General features: G+C 37.5%; 25 protein-coding genes. 19 read left to right on the top strand and 6 right to left on the bottom strand.

Features of this window, described 5'->3' with window-relative positions; all coding sequences use genetic code 11:
• Positions 1 to 7 precede the first annotated feature (7 nt).
• The gene (locus B9A58_RS01990; protein ID WP_245826966.1) at positions 8 to 2,977 is read left to right on the top strand and encodes a DEAD/DEAH box helicase; all 2,970 of its coding nucleotides are present in this window, start codon (positions 8 to 10) and stop codon (positions 2,975 to 2,977) included.
• Between the two features lie 342 nt (positions 2,978 to 3,319).
• Here B9A58_RS01990 and B9A58_RS01985 read toward each other — a convergent pair whose 3' ends face one another.
• From B9A58_RS01985 to B9A58_RS01970, 4 genes are read right to left on the bottom strand one after another with little or no spacing between them, the layout of a single operon-like run.
• Entirely contained in the window at positions 3,320 to 3,577 is a 258-nt protein-coding gene (locus B9A58_RS01985; RefSeq protein WP_084370752.1) for a hypothetical protein, read from the bottom strand.
• A 27-nt stretch (positions 3,578 to 3,604) separates the two neighbouring features.
• Positions 3,605 to 4,627 (bottom strand): S1C family serine protease, encoded by a 1,023-nt coding sequence (locus B9A58_RS01980; protein WP_084370751.1) that lies wholly within the window; start codon positions 4,625 to 4,627, stop codon positions 3,605 to 3,607.
• A complete protein-coding gene (locus tag B9A58_RS01975) occupies positions 4,624 to 5,568 on the bottom strand; it encodes a DUF6268 family outer membrane beta-barrel protein (RefSeq protein ID WP_139793710.1) in 945 nt (314 codons plus the stop codon). Before B9A58_RS01975 ends, B9A58_RS01980 begins: the two co-directional genes overlap by 4 nt.
• Positions 5,569 to 5,575: 7 nt before the next feature.
• Entirely contained in the window at positions 5,576 to 5,932 is a 357-nt protein-coding gene (locus B9A58_RS01970) for a DUF2147 domain-containing protein (RefSeq protein ID WP_084370749.1), read from the bottom strand.
• 203 nt (positions 5,933 to 6,135) lie between these two features.
• On the opposite strand from B9A58_RS01970, the gene B9A58_RS01960 reads away from it, so the two are divergent.
• The 18 genes from B9A58_RS01960 to trxA all read left to right on the top strand — a co-directional run bounded on the left by B9A58_RS01960 (position 6,136) and on the right by trxA (position 20,749).
• On the top strand, positions 6,136 to 7,182 hold the full coding sequence (locus B9A58_RS01960; RefSeq protein WP_084370747.1) for a sensor histidine kinase: 1,047 nt from the start codon (positions 6,136 to 6,138) through the stop codon (positions 7,180 to 7,182).
• Positions 7,183 to 7,184: 2 nt separating this feature from the next.
• Positions 7,185 to 7,904 carry a LytR/AlgR family response regulator transcription factor gene (locus tag B9A58_RS01955; protein WP_176214650.1) on the top strand — a complete coding sequence of 240 codons (720 nt, stop codon included), beginning with the start codon at positions 7,185 to 7,187 and terminating at the stop codon, positions 7,902 to 7,904.
• 452 nt (positions 7,905 to 8,356) lie between these two features.
• Positions 8,357 to 8,917: a helix-turn-helix domain-containing protein gene (locus B9A58_RS01950; RefSeq protein WP_084370745.1), complete on the top strand. Its 561-nt coding sequence runs from the start codon at positions 8,357 to 8,359 to the stop codon at positions 8,915 to 8,917.
• Positions 8,918 to 9,672: 755 nt separating this feature from the next.
• Entirely contained in the window at positions 9,673 to 10,023 is a 351-nt protein-coding gene (locus B9A58_RS01940) for a cupin domain-containing protein (RefSeq protein ID WP_084370743.1), read from the top strand.
• Between the two features lie 21 nt (positions 10,024 to 10,044).
• Positions 10,045 to 10,227 (top strand): hypothetical protein, encoded by a 183-nt coding sequence (locus B9A58_RS01935; RefSeq protein ID WP_084370742.1) that lies wholly within the window; start codon positions 10,045 to 10,047, stop codon positions 10,225 to 10,227.
• Positions 10,228 to 10,254: 27 nt separating this feature from the next.
• On the top strand, positions 10,255 to 10,440 hold the full coding sequence (locus tag B9A58_RS01930) for a hypothetical protein (RefSeq protein ID WP_084370741.1): 186 nt from the start codon (positions 10,255 to 10,257) through the stop codon (positions 10,438 to 10,440).
• A gap of 39 nt (positions 10,441 to 10,479) precedes the next feature.
• Entirely contained in the window at positions 10,480 to 11,037 is a 558-nt protein-coding gene (locus B9A58_RS01925; protein WP_084370740.1) for a DUF2062 domain-containing protein, read from the top strand.
• Positions 11,038 to 11,411: 374 nt separating this feature from the next.
• Positions 11,412 to 12,500 carry an N-acetyltransferase DgcN family protein gene (locus B9A58_RS01915; RefSeq protein ID WP_221407800.1) on the top strand — a complete coding sequence of 363 codons (1,089 nt, stop codon included), beginning with the start codon at positions 11,412 to 11,414 and terminating at the stop codon, positions 12,498 to 12,500.
• On the top strand, positions 12,482 to 13,621 hold the full coding sequence (locus B9A58_RS01910) for an alanine/ornithine racemase family PLP-dependent enzyme (RefSeq protein WP_084370737.1): 1,140 nt from the start codon (positions 12,482 to 12,484) through the stop codon (positions 13,619 to 13,621). Before B9A58_RS01915 ends, B9A58_RS01910 begins: the two co-directional genes overlap by 19 nt.
• On the top strand, positions 13,566 to 14,237 hold the full coding sequence (locus tag B9A58_RS01905) for a M15 family metallopeptidase (protein WP_245826965.1): 672 nt from the start codon (positions 13,566 to 13,568) through the stop codon (positions 14,235 to 14,237). The genes B9A58_RS01910 and B9A58_RS01905 overlap by 56 nt, the downstream gene beginning before the upstream one ends.
• A gap of 179 nt (positions 14,238 to 14,416) precedes the next feature.
• Positions 14,417 to 15,133, top strand: a complete 717-nt coding sequence (locus B9A58_RS01900) for a hypothetical protein (protein WP_084370735.1) — start codon at positions 14,417 to 14,419, stop codon at positions 15,131 to 15,133.
• A gap of 168 nt (positions 15,134 to 15,301) precedes the next feature.
• Entirely contained in the window at positions 15,302 to 15,670 is a 369-nt protein-coding gene (locus tag B9A58_RS01895; protein WP_084370734.1) for a hypothetical protein, read from the top strand.
• Positions 15,670 to 16,368, top strand: coding sequence for a glycosyltransferase family 2 protein (locus B9A58_RS01890; protein ID WP_084370733.1), 699 nt, complete (start codon positions 15,670 to 15,672; stop codon positions 16,366 to 16,368). The genes B9A58_RS01895 and B9A58_RS01890 overlap by 1 nt, the downstream gene beginning before the upstream one ends.
• Positions 16,369 to 17,823, top strand: coding sequence for a cellulose synthase family protein (locus B9A58_RS01885; protein WP_084370732.1), 1,455 nt, complete (start codon positions 16,369 to 16,371; stop codon positions 17,821 to 17,823). It abuts the gene before it with no gap.
• Complete coding sequence (gene mptB / locus B9A58_RS01880; protein ID WP_084370731.1) at positions 17,816 to 19,114, top strand: polyprenol phosphomannose-dependent alpha 1,6 mannosyltransferase MptB; 1,299 nt, start codon at positions 17,816 to 17,818, stop codon at positions 19,112 to 19,114. The genes B9A58_RS01885 and mptB overlap by 8 nt, the downstream gene beginning before the upstream one ends.
• Positions 19,107 to 19,697, top strand: a complete 591-nt coding sequence (locus B9A58_RS01875) for a TIGR04282 family arsenosugar biosynthesis glycosyltransferase (RefSeq protein ID WP_084370730.1) — start codon at positions 19,107 to 19,109, stop codon at positions 19,695 to 19,697. The genes mptB and B9A58_RS01875 overlap by 8 nt, the downstream gene beginning before the upstream one ends.
• A 39-nt stretch (positions 19,698 to 19,736) precedes the next feature.
• Positions 19,737 to 20,318, top strand: a complete 582-nt coding sequence (locus B9A58_RS01870) for a toxin-antitoxin system YwqK family antitoxin (RefSeq protein WP_084370729.1) — start codon at positions 19,737 to 19,739, stop codon at positions 20,316 to 20,318.
• A gap of 107 nt (positions 20,319 to 20,425) precedes the next feature.
• Positions 20,426 to 20,749 carry a thioredoxin gene (gene trxA / locus B9A58_RS01865; RefSeq protein ID WP_084370728.1) on the top strand — a complete coding sequence of 108 codons (324 nt, stop codon included), beginning with the start codon at positions 20,426 to 20,428 and terminating at the stop codon, positions 20,747 to 20,749.
• A 66-nt stretch (positions 20,750 to 20,815) separates the two neighbouring features.
• Here trxA and B9A58_RS01860 read toward each other — a convergent pair whose 3' ends face one another.
• Both B9A58_RS01860 and B9A58_RS01855 read right to left on the bottom strand, forming a co-directional pair.
• Positions 20,816 to 21,355: a DUF2911 domain-containing protein gene (locus B9A58_RS01860; RefSeq protein WP_084370727.1), complete on the bottom strand. Its 540-nt coding sequence runs from the start codon at positions 21,353 to 21,355 to the stop codon at positions 20,816 to 20,818.
• A 66-nt stretch (positions 21,356 to 21,421) separates the two neighbouring features.
• Complete coding sequence (locus tag B9A58_RS01855) at positions 21,422 to 24,256, bottom strand: PD-(D/E)XK nuclease family protein (RefSeq protein ID WP_084370726.1); 2,835 nt, start codon at positions 24,254 to 24,256, stop codon at positions 21,422 to 21,424.
• Positions 24,257 to 24,538: the final 282 nt, after the last annotated feature.

Raw genomic sequence — 24,538 nt, 5'->3', positions numbered from 1 at the left:
ATTAATAGTGAACTCTTTAAAACCTTCGGCAGATCAACTTGGACTTTACAAAGCTCTTTTTAAAGTCAGAGAAGATGTATTCGCTATCCGTTGGGAAAAGGGAAATAAGAAAGGGTATTCTCCAGCTTATCATTATGACCCGTACTTATATAAGCTTCATAAAATGAAGGGAGGTTCTTTTGCTAATTTTACTGAGAAATCCTATCTAAAACTTGATGATTATCAACTCAAAAAACATTTTTCAGGAGAACAACATATTGGGGGATATCCTTTACTAGAGGACAATACTAGTCGGTTTATCGCAGCTGACTTTGACGGTAAAAAGTGGAAAGAAGAAAGCTTAGCTTTTCTTGAGTTATGTTCAGAAAACGGTATTCCATCCTATTTGGAGAGGTCCCAATCTGGAAATGGTGCGCATGTCTGGGTCTTCATTGATAAGAACTATCCAGCTGTTAGAAGCAGAAAGGTGATGATTACGCTTTTAGAACAAACAGGCGCATTCTCAGCATTTGATAAATCTTCCAGTTTTGATCGGCTGTTTCCTAACCAAAATTTTCATTCGGGCAGAGGTTTAGGGAACCTCATTGCGTTACCACTTTATGGAAATTCACTCTTAAAAGGAAATAGCTGGTTTATTAATCCTGTGACTTTTGAGCCTTTTGAGGATCAACTAGGTTTTCTGTCCTCAATACGAAGAATTGATGCACTTGTGCTTGATAAGTTATATGATAAATTCACCAATGAGGCAGGAAAAAGCACTTTCTCAGATTCCTCTTCCAAGTTGGAAATCAACTTGGGTAGTAGCATTCACATCAATAGAACATCATTAACTCTACCCCTCATCGATTTTTTGAAGGAGGAATTGAATGTTGGTAATTCTGAATACTTCGTTAAAAAGAAATCGGGTAAAAATACTTGGGGGACCGAGAGGTATTTTAAACTCATTGAAGAGAAGGAATTTGAGCTAATCATTCCCAGAGGTTTCACAGGAAAACTTATCAGACATTTCAAAGCAAACGAGATAGACTATGAGTTCAATGATCTGAGAAAACTCAAGAAGAAAGTCACTTTCCAATCCAGTATTGAACTCTTGGCACATCAAAAACCTATTATTTCTTCATCTGGAAATAAGGACTTTGGTATCATCGTGGCACCTCCGGGAGCTGGTAAGACAGTAATTGGATTAAAAATCATTGTAGATAAACAACAACCTGCTTTGATCATTGTCCATAGAAAACAGCTCCTCGATCAGTGGGTTGAACGTATTCAAGCTTTCTTAAACATTCCTAAAAAGGAAATTGGAATTATTGGTTCCAGTAAAAACAGAGTTGGAGAAAAAATCACTGTTGCGATCATTCAGAGTTTATCCAAACAGATAGAAATAAAACCTGAACTCAAAAATCATTTTGGTACACTCATCATTGATGAGTGTCACCACATTCCAGCTAAAACATATTCAAATACCATCTCAAAACTAACCCCCTACTACCAATATGGGTTGACAGCAACTCCATTTAGGAAGCACTCAGATGGCAAACTTATTTTCATTCATCTGGGTGAAATTATTGGAGAGATCAAAGTTTCAGAAATCGAAAATTTTAAAAGAGCCAGGATTGTAATTAGAACTACTGGTTTCGACTTCCCTTTTGATCCAAAAACTGATGAATTTGAAGTGCTATCAAAGGCTTTAGTACATGATACTACACGAAACAGACTAATTCTCAACGATGTGATCAATGAACTTAAACAAGGTTTTAAATCCATTATCATCACGGAAAGAAAAGAGCATATTGACACCCTCCATCAGTTTTTAAAGCAATCTTATGAGGTGGTGACACTTTCTGGTGACGATTCGAGTAAGTCGAGAAATGAAAAGCGGGAAAGGTTAAAGAAAGGAGATTATCAAGCACTTATCACAACAGGGCAGTATTTTGGTGAAGGCTCTGACCTTCAAAACGTTTCCAGATTGTTTCTTGCTTATCCTTTTTCATTCAAAGGAAAGCTAATTCAGTATATTGGAAGGGTACAGCGTTCTGAAGTGACTCCTGTCATCTATGATTATCATGACCATAAGATTGGCTATTTGCATCGGCTATTTCTAAAACGAAATGTTCACTACCGTAACCTGGATAGACAAGCTTCTCTGTTTGATGATTCAACTGAGCAACCCCCTCTGAATAAAGACTTAATTATTGACCGTGATGTCAAAGTATCTTTTGATGAGCTAGAATTTCAATACGGAGGTATCTCATTCAGACATTTTATAAAGGAAACCAAAACTGAACTGGATTTTGAAATTGAGAATTTAGATATCCGACCAGAATTTAACATCCTCAAGCCCTATTTTTCGAAGGTGCTGAAGTTGAAATATGTTTCTGTAGAGATTCATGCTGAGTTTCAGGATCATATTTTACAGGCTCAGAGCGCTGAATCCAATGATCTTTTGAAGATAAACCGTGAAGTAATTGATAGTGTAAAGTTTCATTTTGTCAAGAAGAGCTTTCTTAAAAAGAATGCTGAAATCACCGATGAGGAAACAAAACAGAAAGACCTAGAAGCACTCTATGGTTCAGGGAAAGATTTATTGGACGACCTGCTTGACAAACACAATGTAAAACACGGAAGGCAGCTCAAATATTTGGCATCAAAGCATGGGTTTGGCATTTTGAAATTGCGTTTTGTTCTTTCGCCATTTTCTTTCGTCTTCCTCATTTCTGGAAACACAAAGTTTCACATTGTATTGGAAACATTGGATACAGAAGAGGCTACCTACATCTGGCACATTAGCAAAGACCGCATCATTCTCAAGAGTAGGCTTGAAGAAGTCGATCGACATATTAGAGTTATCAGAGAAAAGGGAAGGCAATCTTTCCTGGAACAAGCTCCATCTTATTTCTCTAAGATTTTGCATGATTATAAAGATGATAGAAAAGGATTTGTAATTTGGAAAGATCAATTGGAAGAAAGGTTGAGCTAATTCATCTTAGCATATTCGCAAAGCGTGGAAGACTGGACTTTGAAAGAATTTAATACATTCTTCAGAAATGAACCTATTTATGTCCGTTCTTTGTCCGCGAAAAGTTCCTAAACGCAAAAAACGGCCTATACTAACAAATAAAGACCATTTTTCAGCCAAACAAACACATCATGTGGAGAATATTGTACTGTTGGAAAGGAGAGGGTAGACGATTTTTTTTATTGAAAATTTTAAGACATGATAGAAACTATAAGTTACCCGAAAATCAATTTTACTGATTTCTCATTTCAGGTTTATATGAATCAAAAAAAGACACTCACAGCTTCTTGACCTATTAAAGGTTTAGTCCAACAAAATTTCGCAAAGGAAGCCATTCGTTCTTAACATTTTTATGATCTGGTATTCTGATATGTTACCACTCGTAACTATTCTCAGTACATTATCTATGTCCTCCATATCGATTGACCATTCTACAATGGAAGAATTTTGATTGAGAATATGGCCAGCAGCTTTGCCCCTTTTTTTTGTGGCGAGATTAGTTTTAAAAACTAATATTTCGGTTGGAATGTCGGCTTGACATAAGTGAATTTGACTTTTCATGAGTAGGTATTTAATTGTTTGATGGAATTATTCATTAAGAAATTTTAAAATAACTTCCTGCACTTTTCCAGCTCTCAAAATCTTTAGTTTGAAGGAATTCCTCTCTTTTTCATCCATGAGTGAGACGGATTTGATCAGTTCTATAATACTATTCTCAGATACAATTGGGATATCATTTACTTCTAAAATGATATCACCTCCAATATTCAATTTCTGACCATTTAGATGTAATGGTATATTGCCACCTCTCAAATCAGCCATGAAAGCAGGAGATAAGGCCACTACACTCTCAATAAGTAGACCGCTTGATTGTGGGATATTGAGTAATCGGGCCAATTCTTGATCCACAAGAATTCCGTTTATTCCTGTCCACTTTCTATCACTATCAATCACCAACTGCTTGGTCATATTAATAGTAGCGGCAAAACCTATTCCGTCAAACCCGCCAGACTCACTAACAATATAGCTGACCAGCCCTATAACTTCTCCTTTCATATTGAACATTGGCCCTCCAGAATTCCCGTGGTTTATAGCTGCATCCGTTTGGAAAAATTCAGCGAAGGTAAAATCTGCCATTCGTGACTGTCTCACACCAATGCCACTGATTATTCCTTTAGACAGTGAGTATTCTATTCCAAATGGTGCACCTATTATGAATATGTCATCACCAACATCTGTGAGGTCGGAATTGCCTAATTCGATGACAGGATAATTGCCATTAAAATAGATTAACTTAATTAGGGCTACATCAGCCACCACGGCAAGACGTACTACTTTTGCGGGAACCCGTTGCCCGTCATGAAAAATCACTGTAATGCTCTCTGCATTATTTACTACATGAGCGGCCGTGAGTATCTCCCCTTGGTCAGAAATAAGTACTCCCGATCCTTTTGAGCCCATATAACTCGCATGACCGTAGGTGTTTTCTGTTTTCTCCTTAGTTTCAATTACAACGACACTCGGACTTACTTTTTTGTAAAGGTCACTTAATGACTGAGCGTATAAGACGGAAGGGATAAAAATGATGGTTAGAAGAAAATACTGTTTCATGGTTGTTGTGATCTTGAAATTTGATCCTTAGTGGTTGTTTTTTTTGATGGCACAATGGCAATTCCAAATTGAAAAAATGGACTATTGGATATATCGTAATTTTCATAGTTTGAAAGGTCATCTTGAAGTCTCACTTTTCGCGCGATTGTGAGACCTCCTGAAGCTTCAATAAGTATAACTTTTCCCACACAATAGCTTAGTGAAGGTCCGGCTATCATCCGCGTATATGATAATTGATTCACTTGTACAATTTCATTTAGCGCATCAACTCTTGAATAGTTTGCATTATAGCGTGAGCCATTTACTGTTACTTGTATGCCTGCCGTAAATTTCCCGAAATAGTGATCATAAGTAATACGTCTTGGTAGTAACATTTCAAATTTTGCATGCTTTGAACTGAATGTTAGTTGCATTGTTGGAATAAACCTGGGCAGTCCGTAGCTCGATGTGAGGGCTATGCCGCTACCAAACTCAAAGTGGTCTGACTTTTTCTTTACAAAGTGTAGAGAACCATTAATAAGAAAATCATCTTGGTTGAGTGCCGTATTGAAAGTAGAAGATAATGTAGGGTTTAATGAAAATAACATCTTCCATTTGCGCCCCAACTGATGTAGTGCTGCGAATCGATAGCCTATCACATGTAGTTGCTGTCCTTCCAAATCCAAATTGAGATTATTGTCGACAACAGGAGTGGCCAGTCGGTACTGGAGACCATTGATCAAAATGATCTTTTCATTCTTTAATACCTTGGGAATGTTAAAAAAGAAATTATATTCATTTACTTCCATTTCTTCATTGGATGGAGAGTCTAATACTTTAGCATTTGAGAATTTTGTATAGCTAAGTCCTGCAAGTTGAAGATCCTGTGATGTAGCGAGTGAGCTGCTTAGTAAGAGTAGTCCACACATCGTATTAAATAGTAGTTTATATGAGTGCATCATCGAGCCTTTACTTAATTTTCGTCCATTCCAAATCTGCAGATGCGAATCGGGCAGTTACCTCAAGGAGCAGTTTGTTCCCTTTCACTAGACATAATACATCCAAAAGCCTTTCTCTCTTTTTGGAATATATTTTCCCTACCCATTTACCATTTTTATATTCAAGGTTGAGTACTTCTATTTCTGTGTTTCTCTCTCCCCCTGAGTTGATGGGGTTTCCTATGTATCTGCCATCTACTTTATAGATTTCTATGTGCACGTCACGCGTATCCCAGATTCCAATGATCTTATTTTGATCCCCTTGGTCAAATGGATGAAATGACATAATACATACTGCTATACCTATTAATGTGATGAAGTTTTTCATGTATCTATGTTTTGATTTCGACGCGAAACTATTTGAGAACTCAGCGCGCATGAAAAAAGATTTATTAACCATCCAAATAAATGTACCAAATGGTTATTTTGATGAACAAAGTCTTTCAATTAGTCAAATGAATCTTTCATGCGACAAAATGATCGTTTCATTCATTTGATCGGGTTCAAATAGAATTTGAATATATTATTGCAATGATGAGTCAAGCATTATCGAAGACAGAACGTTTCCTTAAAGTGGGGCCTAATATCCTCTGGTTTGGCGTGAATAGTGGCATCACATTCGTGTTAGCTTATCAGAGAGGCCTGGCGGAGACCATGTACTATTTGGTCTCTTATTTCTTTTTTGGCTCAGTAGTCATTTGGTTTTTTGGATATAAACTTTTTCCAGAATACTTAGCAAGGGAAGGGAAGATTGATCAAAGACTGGGATTACTTGCTGGTATCAATATCATTCTGTTTGTTATAGGAATTAGTGCTCATTCCATAACTGCCGAAGTGTTGGGCCTAACGCAAATCAGTGATAGATATTCTCCTAAATCAGTTAGGATAGCCTTATGGCTGTTGATGGTATTTCTGGGGATGATTTACATGGCCAGCATCCGTGTGGCACAGGTCTATTATCAGAACGCCGTCCAAAAAATTGAGCATAAAGCCCAAAGAGTTGAGGCTGAATTGAAGTTGTTAAAAAGTCAGATCAGCCCACATTTCCTTTTTAATACGCTCAATAATATTTATGGGCTGGCCTATCTGAGAGATGAACGAGCGGCTGAAATGATTTCAAAGCTATCTAAGCTACTGCGCTATTTATTGTATGATTGTGATCAGGAGAAAGTTCTTTTATCGAAAGAAAAGGAGCTGATCGAACATTTTTTAAGCATTCAAATGCTTAAGCATGAAGACCCAATGAATATAGATTTCTACCATGCTGGTATCACCAACAACCATAGAATTGCACCTATGATTCTTATTAATTTTATTGAAAACTGTTTTAAACACTCGGGTCTGGAAAGTAACCCACAGAGTTGGATCAAAATCAGCCTGGAAGTAGATAATGGTGAACTTAGTTTTCGAACAGAAAATACAGTCAAGGAAGAAGTGGAGGAAACTCGAATAAACCGTAAAGGAATTGGACTTACAAATTCGTTAAAATTACTTGAGGTTAATTATCCCGAGAAACACAAAATTAACATCACTCGTGAAGGTCGTGTGTATCTGTTAGACCTAAAGATAACATTATGAAAATGAAGTGCCTGATTGTTGATGATGAAAATATTGCCCGAAAAATCCTTTCGGATTATGTGAGTAAAGTTCCTGAATTGGAATTGGTGGCAGCTTGTAGTTCTGCACTCCAGGCTCTCAATCATATCAAAAATGACCACATTGATGTCCTGTTTCTAGATATTCAAATGCCTGATCTTACAGGACTTGATTTTTTGAAAATTTTACCCGACAAACCTGCCACCATTCTCACTACGGCCTATTCTGAATATGCAGTTCAGAGTTATGAATTGGATGTGGTAGACTATTTATTAAAACCCATAGATTTCGACCGATTTTACAAGGCGGTTGCCAAAGTCATCTCTGCTAAAGACTCCAAAGTCGACATTCTCCCAGAGCACACCTCTTCGCAGCAAACTGATAAACTATTCATCAAAGCTGATAGCAAGATTGTTAAGGTCTCATTTAATGAAATAATTGTAATTAATGGTGATGGACCTTATGTGAAAATCATCACAAAAGATGGACGAAAAATCATGTCGCTACAGTCTATGAGTAAGCTAATCCAAATGCTTCCAGCCAATTTTTTCAGAGTCCATAGATCACACATTGTGAACATTGATCACATAGATTGCATTGATGGTAATGTGATTAGATTAAAAGATCATTCTGCCGTATTGAGCAAAAATAAACGAGACGAATTTCTGAAACTGATCGATCAGTTAAATCTATTGGGAGATTGAATGATGGTAGTTATTGATGAATAGCAGAATAATTGCTCTCGTTTTGTGTGACAATTCTAGAACCAACTTTTTAATTATTCTTTATAAGAAATCAGTCCGTTTTCCCTGCTATTTTTTAGTTTTTGAAGCGTTAAGAAAGATTTCTTATCTTTTTTTGAAATGAGAAAAAGCTGAGAAAGTGACATTTTTTTGTAAGTTCTTGTCCGCAAAACAAATAAGGCCTATAAAAATACCTCATAATTGGCGTAGAACTGATTTTAAAATATTGTGCTTTAGGAAAAGAGAGGGTAGATCAATCCAATTGAATCTAAATCTTTTACTTGGCTCAATGTATGGCTTCTTCAAACGATTATAAAGTATCTTTGTTAGCCTCTATTCTTTAGCAAGTACGTTAGCACATCTGCTTTTGATATGCAGATACCCGTTTTTTCCATTTGAGCAAATAACCGATAATGAAATTATACATCAAGTACATGGTCAGTTTGCGATGCAAAATGATGGTAAAAGAAGAGCTCATTTCGTTAGGTCTTCACTATGTGGTAGTGGATTTGGGAATGATTGAAATTTTAGAGGATATATCTCCAGATCAAAGACTTCAGCTCAAGACCAATTTGATGAAATCAGGATTGGAACTACTGGATGATAAGAAAAGCATCTTGATAGAAAAAATCAAAAATTTGATTGTCGAAATGATCCACTATACAGATGAGTTACCCAAGGTTAATTATTCTGATTATATCAGTGAAAAATTGGGATACGACTATACTTATTTAGCCAATATCTTTTCAGAAGTGAAAGGAATCACTATTCAGCAGTTTATCATATTACACAAAATTGAGCGTGTGAAGGAACTGCTCATATATGATGAGTTAAATTTGACTGAGATATCATATAAGCTGCATTACAGTAGTGTGGCTCATCTGTCGAATCAGTTCAAAAAAATTACCGGATTGACCCCAACTTTTTACAAACAACTAAAGAATAAACGTAAAGCTAATCTGGAGGATTTATAGAGGTGGACAAGATATAATTTGATGCACTGTGCTCAACTCCATTGAAAAACATCATTTCTGCATTTTCATCTCTTGTTAAGAGAGTAGCAATTTTGCATCAAACCAATTCTTTCACTGCATCAAAAAGAGCAAATGCAGAAGTAGATAGGTATCTAAAAAAGGTTGAAAGATCAAATTTATAGCGTATCTAGTGTCACTAGAAGCTATTGAGCTTTTGATTGATGGTAAGTGTGAGTCAATATCTGTATGGTCTGAATTGAACTTGGTTATTGAAAAGGAAAGGCATTTCTACCTTTTGTTCAATAACAGGAAAATCATGTTAATTCTGAAATACACAGTTCAATCCGATTGCTATATTGAGCTATTATATCTGGCAAAGACCAAAGCAAAAACAATTATCTAAACCCCTAAAATCAATAGGACAACAATATTCCTCAAATACTTTCTTCATCACCAGAAGTGGGATATGTGTAACGTTGGTTTGACTCAGTGTAACACATTACTCCCTGAATAGACCAACTTTTGTATTGAACATAAATTGCCGTTATGGCGATTCATTATTAATCAAGATAACCATGTCAAAAGAAAAAGAGGGAAAGAGCAAATCAGGCAAGAAAGCGCCTGAGAAAACACTGAAGGAAAAAAGGGCGGCAAAGGCAGCCAAAAGAAAAGAAAAAAACAAAGGGGAGTAAAGGAAGGAAATAAAAGTAAGGCCTACTTAAGTTATTAAAAAAATAAGCATATCGCAGCTATCAATGAAAAATATTGAACTGGAAAAATCAGCCAATCATCGATTAGTCGATATGGTCGAATATGAACCTGGGTCAGTGGTGACTAAGGTTATCTTAAGAAAAAAAACAGGAACAATAACCATTTCTTCTTTTGATACAGGTGAAACTTTACCTATTAGGGCGTCTCCCTTTGATCACATGATTCAAATCCTAGATGGAGAAGCTGAAATAAGCATAGACGAGAAACCTATCAACTTATGCACAGGTCAAGTCATAGTAATCCCAGCTCATATTTGGAATAGTATAAAGGCCAAGCAACAGTTTAAAATGTTGTCAATCATTATCAAAAGTGGTTATGAGGATGTAAGTCTGTAAAATTTAACTATTAAAACAAACATGGAAGATAGCGATAATAAGTATCAGGTAGGTGATTCGATTTATGCCAAAGTAGCTCCAGATGTTGAGCTGGTGGTGAGGCGATACATCAAGAGAATCTACTATTGTACACTGGCCGATCATCCTGAAACAAAAGATCGGGTGTTTTTCGAAAGGGAAATCCTGAATAAAGGCACGCAATAGATCATACTTAAGAAATTCGACTATATAATGAATATTACTAGAAGTTGGCGAGAACAAATGGTTATGCTCAAATGGAGATTTCCATCACTATGTGATAAGGATTTGATATATGAGGAAGGACAGCGGGAGTCTATGCTCAATAGACTCATGGTGAAACTAGAGAAAACCAGGACGGAGTTAGAAGTGTTACTAGCAGAGTTGCAAACCTATTGATTCATCGCCCTGAGTAGGTTTTATAAAACTACCTGAGGTATGACAGTTAAGAAAGAGACTGGGTTCCAATCAAAACGACAATTATTTCATTTTTATATGTTTACAACAAGCAAGCTCAAAGAAAAAATATGGTATAAGCTTAGAAGAAATATGGTGGCTATCTTAAAGTCTCATGATTCAGATAGAAAAGTGGCATATAGTTTTGCTTTAGGCACATTTATTTCTGCCTTTCCTACACCTGGTTTCAGCGGAATAATTGTGGTTTTGCTGGCTATCTCATTTAAAAAACTGAACAAGTTCGCGATGATTTTGTCCTTGCTTATTTGGAATACTTTCACCATGATGCCTCTGTATTGGATTGCAGGTCTGATAGGTAGCTTTATTTTTAAACAATCAGAAACCATACTATTCAAATATGCCTTGCTTAATAACGCATTTCAATTTTCGAAACAATTTTTGATAGGAGGAGCGATCGTTATACCACCATTCATACTTCTCAATTATTGGCTCATCCGGTTGATAGTAAGAAAAATAAAAGACAGAAAAGCCAATCAATTAAGAGTAATCCCTAAGACATCTGTCAGTTGGTCTTGTTAGTTGTATGAAGGCCAGCTGATGGGGCATTTCATTTTTTGTTCAAATAAGAGGAAGTAGGTATTGGGAATGTTGAGGATTTTTTGTCTGGCAGAAGTGTGATTTGTGTAAACCTCTTATTTGAATGTATAACTCTTCTGGTAAACAAAAGACGACCTTTGTATGGTGTTTAAAACCAAAGCCAATTCCGCATAGCTGTTTACACAATAGTTCAAACATTTCCCAGTAAGCAGACAAAATTCCGAAAACCTCAGGAATGAGAATTTGTCCGTGCGACCTACTGGTTAAATAATGAAACATGAAAAGCATGTTCAACATCTGACTTTCAGAAGGATCTGATAAAGGGATGTAAACCAATAAATTATAAAAAAATGAAAATGACTGCATTAGTCTATAGCGAAAACGAATTAGGAAAACTTGATGGTAAAGTGGCCAATGGCCTGGTCAGGCATTCTGAAAAATATGACATAGTAGGCGTGATAGACAGTACAAAAAAGGGTCAGGATGCTGGAGAGTATTTGGACGGGACTAAAAATGGAATGCCTGTTTTTAGTAGTATTGATCATGCCATCACCTCATTGAATCAAATTCCTCAATATTTTATTTACGGTATTGCGCCATTAGAATCTTTTCTGAATGAAGATCAAAGAAATGTGATTATTCATGCCATGAAATCTGGTATGAATATCGTAAATGGACTGCCTGAGTTTTTTACAGAGGATGAAGAGTTTGTCCAAAACGCTGCTAAATATAGCGTAACCATTAGCGACATCAGGAAACCTCCAGCACGAAAAGACCTTCATATTTTTTCGGGCAAAATTCATGCTATTAAAACACCAGTAATTACTGTTTTTGGGACGGATTGCGCAGTTGGAAAAAGAACAACAGCCGTGAAGTTGGTAGAGGCGCTCAAAGGCGAGGGAATCGACGCCGTGTTTATCTCAACTGGGCAGACGGGATTGCTTCAAGGCTCTAAATATGGAATAGCTATAGATGTTTTGAGTTCAGGGTTTTCTACCGGTGAAGTCGAAAATGCCATTCTAAATGCCGTGGAAAGCGAAAACCCAGATATTATTATTGTTGAAGGACAGGGTGCTTTGAGTCATCCAGCATTTACATCTTCAACTGCCATTATCAGAGGGGCACTGCCCAAAGCCATCATAGTTCAGCATCCGCCTAAAAGAATCAATCATTGCGATTACCCAGCCATTGCTATGCCTACATTGGCGAGTGAGATTCATTTGATTGAAACCTTTTCAAATTCAGAGGTGATTGCGATTACAATCAATCATGAAGATATGTCAGATCAAGAAGTGGATCAAACGGTGTTGGATTATGAAGATGAGTATAAACTACCAACCACGGATGTGCTCAAACATGGGTGTGGAAAATTGATGAAAAAATTATTTGAGGTGTTTCCAGAGCTTGCAAAAAAGAGCCAAGTTCCATGTCTAGTCCAGAAATAGTCGTTGATCTTGAAAAAATCGCGAGTAACGTCCGAGCCCTGAAAGCGCTTTATGGTGCTAGAGGGATTAATATTTTTGCTGTTACCAAAGCGGTTTGTGGTGACCCTAATCTGGCTAATATTCTGGTAAACAATGGGCTCAATTTTCTGGCAGATTCTAGATTGGAGAACATTAAGAACATCTTGGATGCTGGCGTACACGCCAAATTTCTTTTATTAAGAACCCTTCCCAGTGAAGTGGATGCTGTCGTGAAGTATACAGAAATAAGCTTAAATAGCAATCTGACAGTCATCCAGCTGTTATCAAAAGCTGCTGTAAAGGTGAACGTGGTTCATAAAATCATACTGATGATAGAGATGGGCGATTTGAGGGAAGGTGTGATGCCCATTGATCTCAATGATATGGTTAGAAAAATACTCAGACTTCCCAATATTAAACTCATTGGAATCGGAACCAATTTGGCATGTTTTGGAGGAATTAAACCCAATGCCCGTAAGATGAGAACGTTATCTTCATTGGCTGTAGACTTGGAAAAAAGATTCAATATTATACTATCCATTGTTTCAGGAGGAAATTCTGCTAATTATAATTGGTTTACCAAGTCAGAAGTGCTGGGAAGAATTAATAACCTTCGCCTGGGAGAATCCATATTTCTTGGCCGTGAAACATTAGAGAGAAAACCCATTCCTGATCTACATACAGATGCCTTTGCTTTGTCAGTTGAGGTCATAGATTCTGGTGTCAAACCTTCTATTCCTTTTGGAGAGTCAGGTTTGGATGCCTTTGGCAACAAGCCTGTATTTGAGGACCTGGGTCAGATTAACCGTGCCATTTTAGCCATAGGAAAATTAGATGTGCAGACAGATGGCCTAATCCCTCCTGAAAATATGACGATACTTGGAGCCAGTAGCGATCATTTGATTTTGAATACTCACGAAAAAACATTGGAGGTAGGGGATCGGGTTACATTTAGTCTAAATTATGGTGCATTGCTTTCTGTCATGGGCTCACAAACAATTATTAAAAATTATGTCAACACAAATGAATACCGACCAATATTGCAAAATGGTAGAGGAGAAAGACCTAAAGCACAAAATGCTTTTTCCAACCATAGAGATTAGAGAAGATTTTTCTCCCATGAGAAGTCTTTTAGACGCGGGATTCAAATTGGTTTATGAGCCATCTATTAAAGAAGATTATCGATATTTGGTACGAGAGTCTATTTTTGAAAAAATAGGGAGAATTAGTCGTGCTTTGGATAAAGATGATAAAAGACTGATTATTCGCTCGGTATGGCGATCTTTTGATCATCAAAGAATGCTATGGGATGAGTGCGTGGCCTTACAGCTCAAGAAATATCCAGACATGGGAATGGATGAAATTCATAAAATTGTTTCTTATTTCATTGCACCAGAAAAGGAATCGACACACACCACTGGAGGAGCAGTTGATGCTCTTATTTATGATCTGAAAGCTGATTGTGTGATGGATTTTGGAACAAACGATGGATTGAAAATTGATCTCAATAAAAAATGCTACCCTCACCATCCTGAAATATCAGCAGAGGCGAAAGAAAATAGAGCATTGCTCATCGGACTTTTTGAGGCAGAGGATTTTGTGGTAGATCTTAAAGAATACTGGCATTTTGATTTCGGAAATGCTGGATGGGCACTCGAAAAAGGAAAAGATCATGCACACTACGGAATTATAGAAAATCAACCTGATGTGATTGAATAAACCGCAACTACTTCAATGAGACTATGCGGTAAGAAGGGTTATGCCTTGTAGGCATGCGGTAAATAAAAAAGTGAACAAATTTTCACATCTCGTTGCGACCAAATTTTATCATTCGAAATGAGGATTTCCAGAATTGTATTTATTTTTATTCATCATTAGAACTTCACAACTCCAAATTCATGGCTATCTCCAAAACTTCAATATTTTTTTTAATAGGTTGTTTTTTTGCAATTTCATGCTTTGGACAACAGACGATTTCGGATAAGGTAGCCTCACTTCATCATTCAGAAAAAAGCAAAATCAGAAAGCCATTGTACGAATTTCTAAGTACATGGAACACCACGGCTCCAAAACTTAAGCCTGTTGCTAAGGAAATAGAAGTCAAAAAGAAAGAGAACAAGCAGAAAGGGAAAGATCCATTGGCAGGAACAAAAAAACTTCAAGAGACTTATGATGAATTAGTTGTTCTAGATGGTACAGAGCGTTCTTTTATTGCTGAGAGTTTTGCTCTGCCCATGCAAAAGGAGCTAGAGGTAAAAGGGGCTTCTTTGGATGCAGAAGATATCTATGCCGTTCAATATATCACCAAATTTGTGCTTGGTGTCCCCAGATTTAATCATGGAGAATTGGATATCAATGACTTGAATCAGGTAGATCGTGAGCTTGCCAAACTGATTGAAACCTATCCTGACAATGACGCTCATAATCAAGAAGTAGATGGACATGTTATAGATATTTTCAGGGAAGAAGCTCAAGCCTTTTGGAACTCATTTGTAGCCGAAAACAAAGCCCAATACAAAAAAGGGAAGGGTAAAGGTTCCAATGGTGCTGAATTGACAAGCATGAATTGTGGGGAAAAGTATAAGCTCCTAAAGGAAAAGGGGATTATGCATTAAAACAACCCAAAATCTGCGGATCCATCGTTGTCAAAAGAAAGTATCTCTTGAATTGTAACTCTGCGACTCAAGATTTTCATAAAGTCAGATCAAGTGGGATATATTCTTTTGCCGATCAGGCATTCCTCGCTAATTTTGAATCTTGATTCTCTAATTTTTGAATAGACAATGAATAACGATCCAGAACTAAGCGGCAAATACTTGGGAACTATCACCCAGGACTTTATCAAAGTATCAGACAATCTGAAAGAAGCTTCTTATCAAATAAGAAGTAGGGGATTCTCGGAGTATCCCATATTTCCTATTGCTAAAACAGATGTAGGCGTTGGACAGATTTTGATCAAACAGAAAGAATTGGATGCTGAATGGAACTACTCGGCCTCTTATTTGGATGAATTCGTGCAGCGTGATTTAGTCAAAGAAAAGAACGTTGACATTTTCAAGGAGGCTTATAAAAATCCAGATGAATTCTGTTGCCTATTTGTGGTAGATGAAAAGTTCACCAATTTCATTTTCATTCCTTACCCAGAGGATTGATGCCCAAACCTCAGATCGTAGATGTAATTATCCCCGTGCTCAATGAGCAGAATGCTGTTGGGATGGTGATAGATGAAATCCCAAAAGAACGTGTCAGACATATCATAGTGGTAGACAATGGCTCCACTGATGATACCATAGAGGTGGCAAAGGAGCGAGGCGCAGTGGTTCTTGAAGAATCAGCTAGAGGGTATGGCAGTGCCTGCTTGAAAGCTATGTCCTATATCGCCAATGAAATAAACCCAAAACCTGATGCAGTTGTGTTTTTGGATGGTGACCATTCAGACTATCCAGAATATATGCATGCCCTGTTAGAACCCATTAGAGTTGGTAACGCTGATTTGGTGATTGGCTCCAGAGCTTTGGGTAAAAAGGAAACCGGTTCTATGACTCCCCAGCAAGTATTTGGAAATTGGTTGGCAACCTATCTACTGAAGGTTTTTTACAAAGTGCAGTACACTGATTTAGGGCCATTTCGTGCAGTAAGGTATCAAAGCTTGCTTGCCATGGATATGCAGGATAAAACCTACGGCTGGACAGTGGAGATGCAACTGAAAGCCGCCAAGCTAAAGATGCAAATAGCTGAGGTACCTGTGAACTATCGCAACAGAATTGGTGTATCAAAGATATCTGGAACCATTAAGGGAACGCTATTGGCCGGATTCAAAATCATTCGAACGATATTTAGATATTTATAGATGGAGTGGATCGTAGTGATCGTGTATGGTACGGCTTTGTTGGCCATATTTTTGTTTAGTCTGGGGCAGTTGCATCTGACATGGGTATATACGCGTCCAAGAAGAGGAGAGCCCTCTTTATTTGATCCCGAATTCTTACCCATAGTGACTGTACAGCTACCTATTTACAATGAAAAGTATGTAGCAGAACGTTTGATTGATTGTGTGGTCAGGTTGGATTACCCTAAAGAGAAATTAGAGATTCAGGTTTTAGATGATTCTACGGATGAAACGGTAGATCTGATCGCTAGAAAAGTGAATTTTTATCAATCACAAGGGTTTGATATTCGACATGTTCAACGTGAAAATCGAACGGGGTTTAAGGCAGGTGCGTTGGCGTATGGAACTGATTTTTGCAAGGGTGAGTTCACTGCCATATTTGACTCTGATTTTTTACCAACTACAGATTTTCTCAGAAGAACAGTCGGCTTTTTTGTGAATGACAAAATTGGAATGGTGCAAACTCGCTGGGGTCATGTGAATAAAAATTATTCTATGCTTACCGAGATGCAGGCCTTTGGTTTGGATGCACACTTTACAGTAGAGCAGGGTGGTCGCAATCGCTCAGGAAGTTTTATGAATTTTAACGGAACGGCTGGAATCTGGAGAAAATCCTGTGTATTAGACGCAGGGGGATGGTCTGCGGATACCCTGACTGAGGATTTGGATTTGAGCTATCGTGCACAGCTTAGAGGATGGCAGTTTCAATTTGATGAAAGCGTGGAGTCACCAGCAGAACTCCCAGTGATCATGTCTGCGATTAAATCACAACAGTATCGCTGGAACAAAGGGGCAGCCGAAACCGCCAAAAAACATTTGTTCAAAGTTTTTAGATCAGATCAGAGTTTTAAAACTAAGGCCCATGCTGCCATTCACTTACTCAATAGCAGTGTTTTTGTGCTATTACTCTCAGCATCTATTTTGAGTATTCCTATGCTCTATATTAAGGATGCCAATGCTAGTTTAGAGTGGTTATTCAACCTAGGTAGTCTTTTCCTAATTGGTTTCTTTTCAATTGCGGCTTTCTACTATGTGGGTATGAAGCAAATTGAAAAAGTGAATCCCAAATTGGTATTTCTAAAGAAATTCCCCCTTTTCTTATCCTTTTCAATGGGATTGGCTTTGCACAATGCTATTGCTGTTATGGAAGGTTTTTTAGGTGTAAAGACACCATTTGTCCGAACCCCAAAATTCAATGTGACCAACAAAAAGGAAAGCTGGTTTGGCAATCAATATATCAAACCAACGCTTACTTGGGGGATATTGATGGAAGGGCTACTTTGTGTTTATTTTATTTGGGGCATTGTTTCTGCATGGCTTCTTCATGATTTTGGCTTGATTATTTTTCATATCATGCTAGCTGTTGGTTTTGGGATTGTTTTTTTTCACTCTATCAAGCACATCAAACATGCCTAAAAAGCCATTAGGATGGACTACTGCATGGCTTGGTTTTGGCTTGGTTTTGCCCATTCTTTTTTTGCATTATGAAACGGCCAGAAATAGTGCTTGGCTCCTGTCGCTTTTTGGAATTTCATTTGTAGCCTATGGTTTGCTCTATTTCAAATCTGAATTCAGTTTCAAACAAATTTTGATTGTTGCTATTTTCATACGATTGGCCCTATTTTTTGGAGCACCCACTTTGTCTGACGATTATTTTCGTTTTATTTGGGATGGTCATATTAGGGCCGAAGGTATAAATCCTTATGAATCAACTCCAGCTGAGCTGATCAAAGAACAGCCTGAAAATTTGAATGAGGTATTCGAAAAATTGAATTCTCAAGAATATCATTCTACCTATCCACCTTTCAGTCAATACGTATTTTCAATTCCATCTTATTTAGGTATAAAGTCTCTGTTTTGGACTTTGACCACGTTCAGGATTATTCTATTATTATTTGAAATTGGCGTGATATGGTTGCTTTTTCAACTAACGTCTAGTGCCTCCAGAGTAGTGCTTTACGCTTTGAATCCTTTAGTTATTTTGGAGTTGATTGGAAATGTGCACTTCGAGGGTATGGTATTATTCTTCATTCTGTTGGCCTGGTGGTTTTATGAAAAAGGCAATTGGAAAAAAGCTGCTTTGGCCTTGTCTTTTGGTGTGTTGACAAAGCTGACTCCTTTGATGTTTTTGCCTGTATTATTTAGAAAGCTGGGCTGGCAAAAATCCATAAAAAGTTATGCCCTAATAGGAGTGAGCATAGTATTTTTCTCACTTCCCTTTTTGGATTTTCAAATGCTAGATGGAATGGGCAGTGGTTTGGATCTGTTTTTTCGGAAATTTGAATTCAATGCGGGCTTGTTTTTTCTCATGCGAGCCATAGGGTACTGGGTCAAAGGCTACGATGTGGTGCAAACTGTAGGGCCATGGCTTTCCGTCATAGCTTTTGGTCTTATTATGACTTATTGTTTATATAAGGTCAAAGAACATACGGATTGGGCTAAGGCGTTTACTATCATTTTGCTCATTCAATTGATATTTGCCACCACAGTACATCCCTGGTATGTCATTCCACTGATTGCATTTGGTTGCATGAGTGGTTATGCTTTTCCAATTATCTGGTCTGGACTCGTTTTTGTATCATACTCAGGGTATACGGAGAATGGTTATCAGCACCCTATGATTTGGATAGCTATTGAGTATTTTATTGTTATTGGTGTAGCTTCTTTTGAGTTATATAAAAACAAAACATTATTAAAACATGTCTAAAAATGCTTTGATTATTTTTGTTAAAAATTCTGAAATTGGAAAGGTAAAGACCCGTTTAGCAGTGACTGTGGGAGACGAACAAGCACTTCATATATATAAGCAGCTTTTGTCTTTTACCCAACGGGAAACGGCCAAGGTAAATGTGGATGTTATAGTTTACTACACTTCATTTATTCCTGAAAATGATTCCTGGGCGGCCGCTCAAAATAAACTTCAGTCATCTGGAGATTTGGGTAACAAAATGGAAGAAGCCTTTAAGGTAGAATTAACAAAATACAGTAAGGTATGCATCATTGGAACTGATTGTGCACAGTTATCGTCTGACATAATCACTAACGCATTTGACAGGCTTCAACACCATGACTTTGTGATTGGCCCAGCTAATGACGGGGGCTACTATTTATTAGGCATGAAGCAACTGGATTCAGCATTATTTGAGGGTATCAATTGGAGTACGGATCAGGTTTTAAGTCAAACAATCGATCAGATCAAGTCTCTGGGCAAGAGCTATGATCTATTAGCTGAATTAATTGATGTCGATACTTTAGATGATTGGAATCTGGTAAGGGAAAATTTCCAATAATCATTTTAGATTTGAGCATTAAAATCAAAATTCTGTAAAATGAAAAAGAGCTTATCCTTTCTATTTTTGGTGGTACTTGTACTTTCTGCCTGTGATTCAGGAGTCGTAACTTCTGGAGGTGCCGAAAGTATTGACAATCTACCAGACTATGCCGAAAAAATCGAATTTGATCACATGCCAGGCTTAGTCAAAGCCACCATGAAATTTGGCGAAAAATTGGAGCAACAAGGAGATTATTTGAATGGCTTTAGAAATGGTAGTTGGATTACGTATCACCCCAATGAGTTAGTGAAGTCCATTTCTACTTATGTCAATGGCACTTTGCATGGTACGCACCTAGAAATAGATAATAACGGCAATCTGACGCTAAAAGCTGACTATGTCAATGGCATAGAGCATGGTGAATTTATCTATTATAATTATGGCAAGATTGTTGAAAAAAGAAATTATATCGCAGGAGAGTATCACGGCAAGCGTTCACAATTTTATGACAATGGTAAAATCATGGAAGAGAGTCACTGGGAGAACGGAAAAATGCATGGTATTGCCAGATGGTTTGACCAAGATGGAAACGTGACGTTGGAATACGAATACAACCAGGGCGTGTTATTGAAAAAGTAAATAGTTTTTGTTTATCCCTTCATTGCGAAAATCAATCTTTTGGCATCAACTATTTCTACTATATTTGCGTTTTCGGACGCATAACAATATTTTAAATAACAATAGAGATGAACAAAGCAGTAGAAATCACAGACAGCAATTTCAGTGACGTATTAGCAACGGATCAGCCAGTATTGGTGGATTTTTGGGCAGAATGGTGCGGACCTTGTAAAATGATCGGACCTGTAGTGGAAGAGCTTGCTGGAGATTACGAAGGGAAAGCAGTAGTAGGAAAAGTAGATGTAGACTCTAATCCCGAAATGTCTGCTAAGTATGGTGTGAGAAGTATCCCAACTTTGCTCGTTTTCAAAAACGGTGAGGTAGTAGATAAGCAAGTAGGTGCAGTGCCAAAGAATGTATTGGCTGGCAAATTAGATGCTCAATTGGCCTAAGCCATTAAGAAATTTTTAAAAAACCGTATTGAGATTTCGATACGGTTTTTTTGTGTCAAAGCCTTCTTATTGCTGAGAGATAGGTACAGATACCATGGTTTCGTCCCAAGCCATATTCAACTGCAATCCTGTAGAATCACTATCAAAAGTCATGGTCAATAATTCTAATTGCTGAGCATTTGACTTTACAGGTACTTTTACCTTGAGTACATCCAATGTATAGTCTGGTTCGAAAAAGCCAAATTCTCCCAATTGACTATTGAGTGACAACTCCCAGTTGTCCGCATTAGGGACAGCATAAAATCTATAGCGTCCGGCTGCGATGGGTTCTCCTGCGAAATTCACATCTTGACTAAATGTAATCTCTGTGGCGTCATTAGCGCCTAATCTCCAGTATTTTCCATTAGGAACTAGCGCATCATCACTTTCATTACCGAAGATCAATCTTCCTTTTTTAGAAGGTTGACAATAGTCAACAGAAACAGATAAGTCGCCTGATTTTCCTTCTGCAGATGTCAAAGGGCTGTGAGAACGATGGGTCATAAAACCATAACCAAAGTAGCCAATCACAACCACGACAATGCCAATTATTACTTTTTTAATCATAGTATAAGTTGTTTTTTGTAACTAGAAAGCTACAGAATATAACTTGAATGGTTTAGCAAAATCCTCCTAACCTTTGTTACAAATCTGACGATAAGCGCAGTACTGACATTTTTGTTCATCTTCAGTTTGCGAGAATGGAATGTGAGGATTGAACATCTCTGTGAGCAAATACAGCAGTACATCCTTGAACTCCTCTTCGAAATCTGTGTAATTCAAAACGGGTCTATTCTTTCTGTCAATGGTCTGTGTGAGCATAGCATCAAACTTATCATCAAAAAGATCTTTACTGTTGAATAATCCAGGTTGAATAGGTTTTTTGATATCAGGATGGTTTTCCTTGTAAAGCATGCAGTAATAAAACAGTTGAAAAACTGCTTTGTTTCTTTTGTTAGACTTTCCATCAATCAAATCAAACATTAGTCCAAATTTGCGATCATCACGTCCAGACTTATAGTCCAATACTCGTACTACTTCTTTAAATTCGTCTATTCTATCAATAATACCTTTCAGACCCACCTGCACACTACCATCCATGGTTTCTATAGGAAAATCAACAAAATAATCTGTGGCTTCGAGGCCTAGAATATCAAACGGGGCGTGTTGCTCATCAAAGGCTAAAATGCGTTCCATATAGGCTTTAATCACCTCGTAAGCAATTATTTGGCGTCCGGTTTGTTCATTGTTTTCTGTCAGTTTTTGATCAGCAAAAGATTGTTTAATGGCTTGATCCAGACTGGATCTGGCATCTGATATATCTTCTGCCTTCCAGTGTTGTCTGCCAGTGTAGAGGTGCTCCATAGCCCCATGCAATAAATTCCCAAAGAGAGAAGGATCCATGTCTTCTAGGAGCTCATCTGGCTCTCTGATTTTTTCAATATGCTGGAAGTAGAATTTGAGTTTGCAATCTATATAGGTGTTGAGCGCAGAAGGGGAGAGTCTTTTGTTCGTGCCTCCTTCATTGACCAAAAATTCATTAAGTCCATTCAGGACATTCTCTCTTTTTTGAATCGTAATCACGGGTTCTGTACCAGCTGATATAGGATTGACCAGACTCGCTAGCTTAAATGACAACTCAGATTCATATTGCAACTGGCGGACGTATCGGCTGAGTTCGCCATTGTGATTAAACTCAGAGATGTTATTGTACGATATCCATAAGTTCTCTGCGCTATGCAATAATCTATAAAACAAGTAGGACTGCATGGCATCTTGATGTTCTACAGTCGGGAGTTCAAATGCCTTTCTAATGTTGTATGGAATGAAAGAAGTATTTGAACTGTCCTTGGGCCAGCTACCCTCGTTCATGCCCACGACCAGCACATGCTTGAAAGATAGATTTCTGGTCTCCAGAATTCCCATGATTTGAATGCCTTGCTTGTGGTCTCCAGACAATGGCAATTTCAGTGTACTTCCCAGCTTCAGGAATAATTTGTAAAACGAATTGAAATTTAGCTGCACATTGTGCTGTTGCATGGCAGTATTTATTCTTTTTAGCGTACCATGTACCAATACTGCCACTGATCTGTCTATGTCTGAAAGAAGATTTAGGTTTTGATCTTTGATGAATGCAATCAGGTTTACTATTAAGTCCTGTACAGAGTCTACAGATGACAGGAGAACAGCCATTTCAGGAAAAAATTCCTGTGCATTTTTGGTTAGTTGATATACACTATTTGATTTGAGTGCTTCAACATCAAATTTGCTTATTCGATCCGAATCAATAGCCAGCAAATCATTGTATTCCAATAAAGCCAAAATTTCTTTATGTTGGATTTTCTTTAATTGATTGGATTGATACTTATCATGTAAGGCTAGAACTTTAGATAAAAAAAGGTAAGCTCGGGATTGTGCTATGTGCCAACCCATAGTGACATTGGCATGCTCGATCTGATCTGGGAGGGCATGCAAAGTGCTTTGCAGCAATGACTCATCAGTAAGAATGATAAGCAGCTCAGATTGTTCTGCTTTTGTCAATGATAGCTGCTCGATTTTCTGCGCAGCGCCTTTGATCTGTCCCATACTAAAAGGAGCAGATAGAATTTCAATTTCTAGTTTAGCCTGACCAATGGTTTCTTTTAAATCTCTAGAAATAGAAGGTTTGAAATGTTCGTCCTGAGCGTACTCCCTAAAAAAAGTACCAGATTCCTGATTCTGATCATTGTAATAATAGGCATCTACATCCCAAAAAATGTCTGTATTTCCATTTTTTAAATACGATTTGATGATAGACTCTTCTGCTTTGGTCAAGGCATTGAAGCCTGCAAACCAAAAGGTTTCAGAAGACTCTAAAGAATCGACTTGTTCAGCATAGTCGCGAAACATACGCCCCTTATAGATCAGACCGTTTTCATTTAGAAGGTCATTGAATCGATCATAGAGCTCAGTTAAAATCGACCAAGTGGCGATGAATTCATTCTGTTTTTTGTTGGGAGTAGGGAGAAAGCTTTTCCAAAAGCCCTGAATGGTTTGTTGGTCTTTTTCGGATAAATGGCGAAAAGCTTCATCCAGTTCTTTTTGAGATTTGATGACTCGGAAAATGTGTCGGACATCCACTAGATAGTTGTCAATGTCATTGTAATCTTTCAAGATCATTTCCCCCCAGGGAAAGAACGCATCAAAATCTTCAGGCTGTTTGACGATCTCTTTATAAGCCTTATACAGTAGAAAGATCATTTGAAGGTCATCTGCAAAATGTTTGTTTTGCTTCTGTTCTACAAACTCTTCAAAACTTAAGATTGTAGGAGACCAGATAGGCTGGGCATACAGCTGAGCGAGATAGTCAGCAAAGTATACTCCAGCTCGTTTATTTGGAAATATTACAGTCAGTTGATCACACTGAAGTTCAAACTGTGTCTTGCATTTTTGAGCCAGTGATTGAAGGAAGTTGTGGTTTGTTTTCAACTGTATTTTGGTCGATTCGTCAGGCTGTAAATTAATAACGAATTGCAAACGTACACAGGTGATCAACTAATTCTGATTATTTTTTGTTTAATTAGTCATTGTGAAAACACGTCCAGGAATTGCCTAAAGTAAATTGTTTGTTGTTTTGCTGCAAGAACTTGGTAATTCGTAATTATCAATGGATAATAATCAAATGACAAAATTTTATTCTTAGAACAGGGGTCTTTGGTTTTTAAGTTGATATATTTAAAATGATCAATATACTGTCAACCAATAAATTTT

The sequence above is a fragment of the Reichenbachiella faecimaris genome (genome assembly GCF_900176375.1).
In the GTDB taxonomy this organism is placed as follows: domain Bacteria; phylum Bacteroidota; class Bacteroidia; order Cytophagales; family Cyclobacteriaceae; genus Reichenbachiella; species Reichenbachiella faecimaris.
Note: the sequence above shows the minus strand (reverse complement) of the source record. Positions and strands in the feature narration are given on the sequence as shown.

Excerpts from the sequence above, each read along its gene's own strand:
- B9A58_RS01985 (WP_084370752.1), bottom strand. The coding sequence starts at position 3,577 with ATGAAAAGTCAAATTCACTTATGTCAAGCCGACATTCCAACCGAAATA.
- B9A58_RS01900 (WP_084370735.1), top strand. The coding sequence starts at position 14,417 with ATGGCTATCTCCAAAACTTCAATATTTTTTTTAATAGGTTGTTTTTTT.
- B9A58_RS01890 (WP_084370733.1), top strand. The coding sequence starts at position 15,670 with ATGCCCAAACCTCAGATCGTAGATGTAATTATCCCCGTGCTCAATGAG.
- B9A58_RS01885 (WP_084370732.1), top strand. The coding sequence starts at position 16,369 with ATGGAGTGGATCGTAGTGATCGTGTATGGTACGGCTTTGTTGGCCATA.
- B9A58_RS01960 (WP_084370747.1), top strand. The coding sequence starts at position 6,136 with ATGATGAGTCAAGCATTATCGAAGACAGAACGTTTCCTTAAAGTGGGG.
- B9A58_RS01925 (WP_084370740.1), top strand. The coding sequence starts at position 10,480 with ATGACAGTTAAGAAAGAGACTGGGTTCCAATCAAAACGACAATTATTT.
- B9A58_RS01915 (WP_221407800.1), top strand. The coding sequence starts at position 11,412 with ATGACTGCATTAGTCTATAGCGAAAACGAATTAGGAAAACTTGATGGT.
- B9A58_RS01875 (WP_084370730.1), top strand. The coding sequence starts at position 19,107 with ATGTCTAAAAATGCTTTGATTATTTTTGTTAAAAATTCTGAAATTGGA.
- B9A58_RS01905 (WP_245826965.1), top strand. The coding sequence starts at position 13,566 with ATGGTAGAGGAGAAAGACCTAAAGCACAAAATGCTTTTTCCAACCATA.
- B9A58_RS01975 (WP_139793710.1), bottom strand. The coding sequence starts at position 5,568 with ATGATGCACTCATATAAACTACTATTTAATACGATGTGTGGACTACTC.
- B9A58_RS01950 (WP_084370745.1), top strand. The coding sequence starts at position 8,357 with ATGAAATTATACATCAAGTACATGGTCAGTTTGCGATGCAAAATGATG.
- B9A58_RS01955 (WP_176214650.1), top strand. The coding sequence starts at position 7,185 with ATGAAGTGCCTGATTGTTGATGATGAAAATATTGCCCGAAAAATCCTT.
- B9A58_RS01970 (WP_084370749.1), bottom strand. The coding sequence starts at position 5,932 with ATGAAAAACTTCATCACATTAATAGGTATAGCAGTATGTATTATGTCA.
- B9A58_RS01940 (WP_084370743.1), top strand. The coding sequence starts at position 9,673 with ATGAAAAATATTGAACTGGAAAAATCAGCCAATCATCGATTAGTCGAT.
- B9A58_RS01935 (WP_084370742.1), top strand. The coding sequence starts at position 10,045 with ATGGAAGATAGCGATAATAAGTATCAGGTAGGTGATTCGATTTATGCC.
- B9A58_RS01910 (WP_084370737.1), top strand. The coding sequence starts at position 12,482 with ATGTCTAGTCCAGAAATAGTCGTTGATCTTGAAAAAATCGCGAGTAAC.
- B9A58_RS01860 (WP_084370727.1), bottom strand. The coding sequence starts at position 21,355 with ATGATTAAAAAAGTAATAATTGGCATTGTCGTGGTTGTGATTGGCTAC.
- B9A58_RS01870 (WP_084370729.1), top strand. The coding sequence starts at position 19,737 with ATGAAAAAGAGCTTATCCTTTCTATTTTTGGTGGTACTTGTACTTTCT.
- B9A58_RS01895 (WP_084370734.1), top strand. The coding sequence starts at position 15,302 with ATGAATAACGATCCAGAACTAAGCGGCAAATACTTGGGAACTATCACC.
- mptB (WP_084370731.1), top strand. The coding sequence starts at position 17,816 with ATGCCTAAAAAGCCATTAGGATGGACTACTGCATGGCTTGGTTTTGGC.
- B9A58_RS01980 (WP_084370751.1), bottom strand. The coding sequence starts at position 4,627 with ATGAAACAGTATTTTCTTCTAACCATCATTTTTATCCCTTCCGTCTTA.
- B9A58_RS01930 (WP_084370741.1), top strand. The coding sequence starts at position 10,255 with ATGAATATTACTAGAAGTTGGCGAGAACAAATGGTTATGCTCAAATGG.
- trxA (WP_084370728.1), top strand. The coding sequence starts at position 20,426 with ATGAACAAAGCAGTAGAAATCACAGACAGCAATTTCAGTGACGTATTA.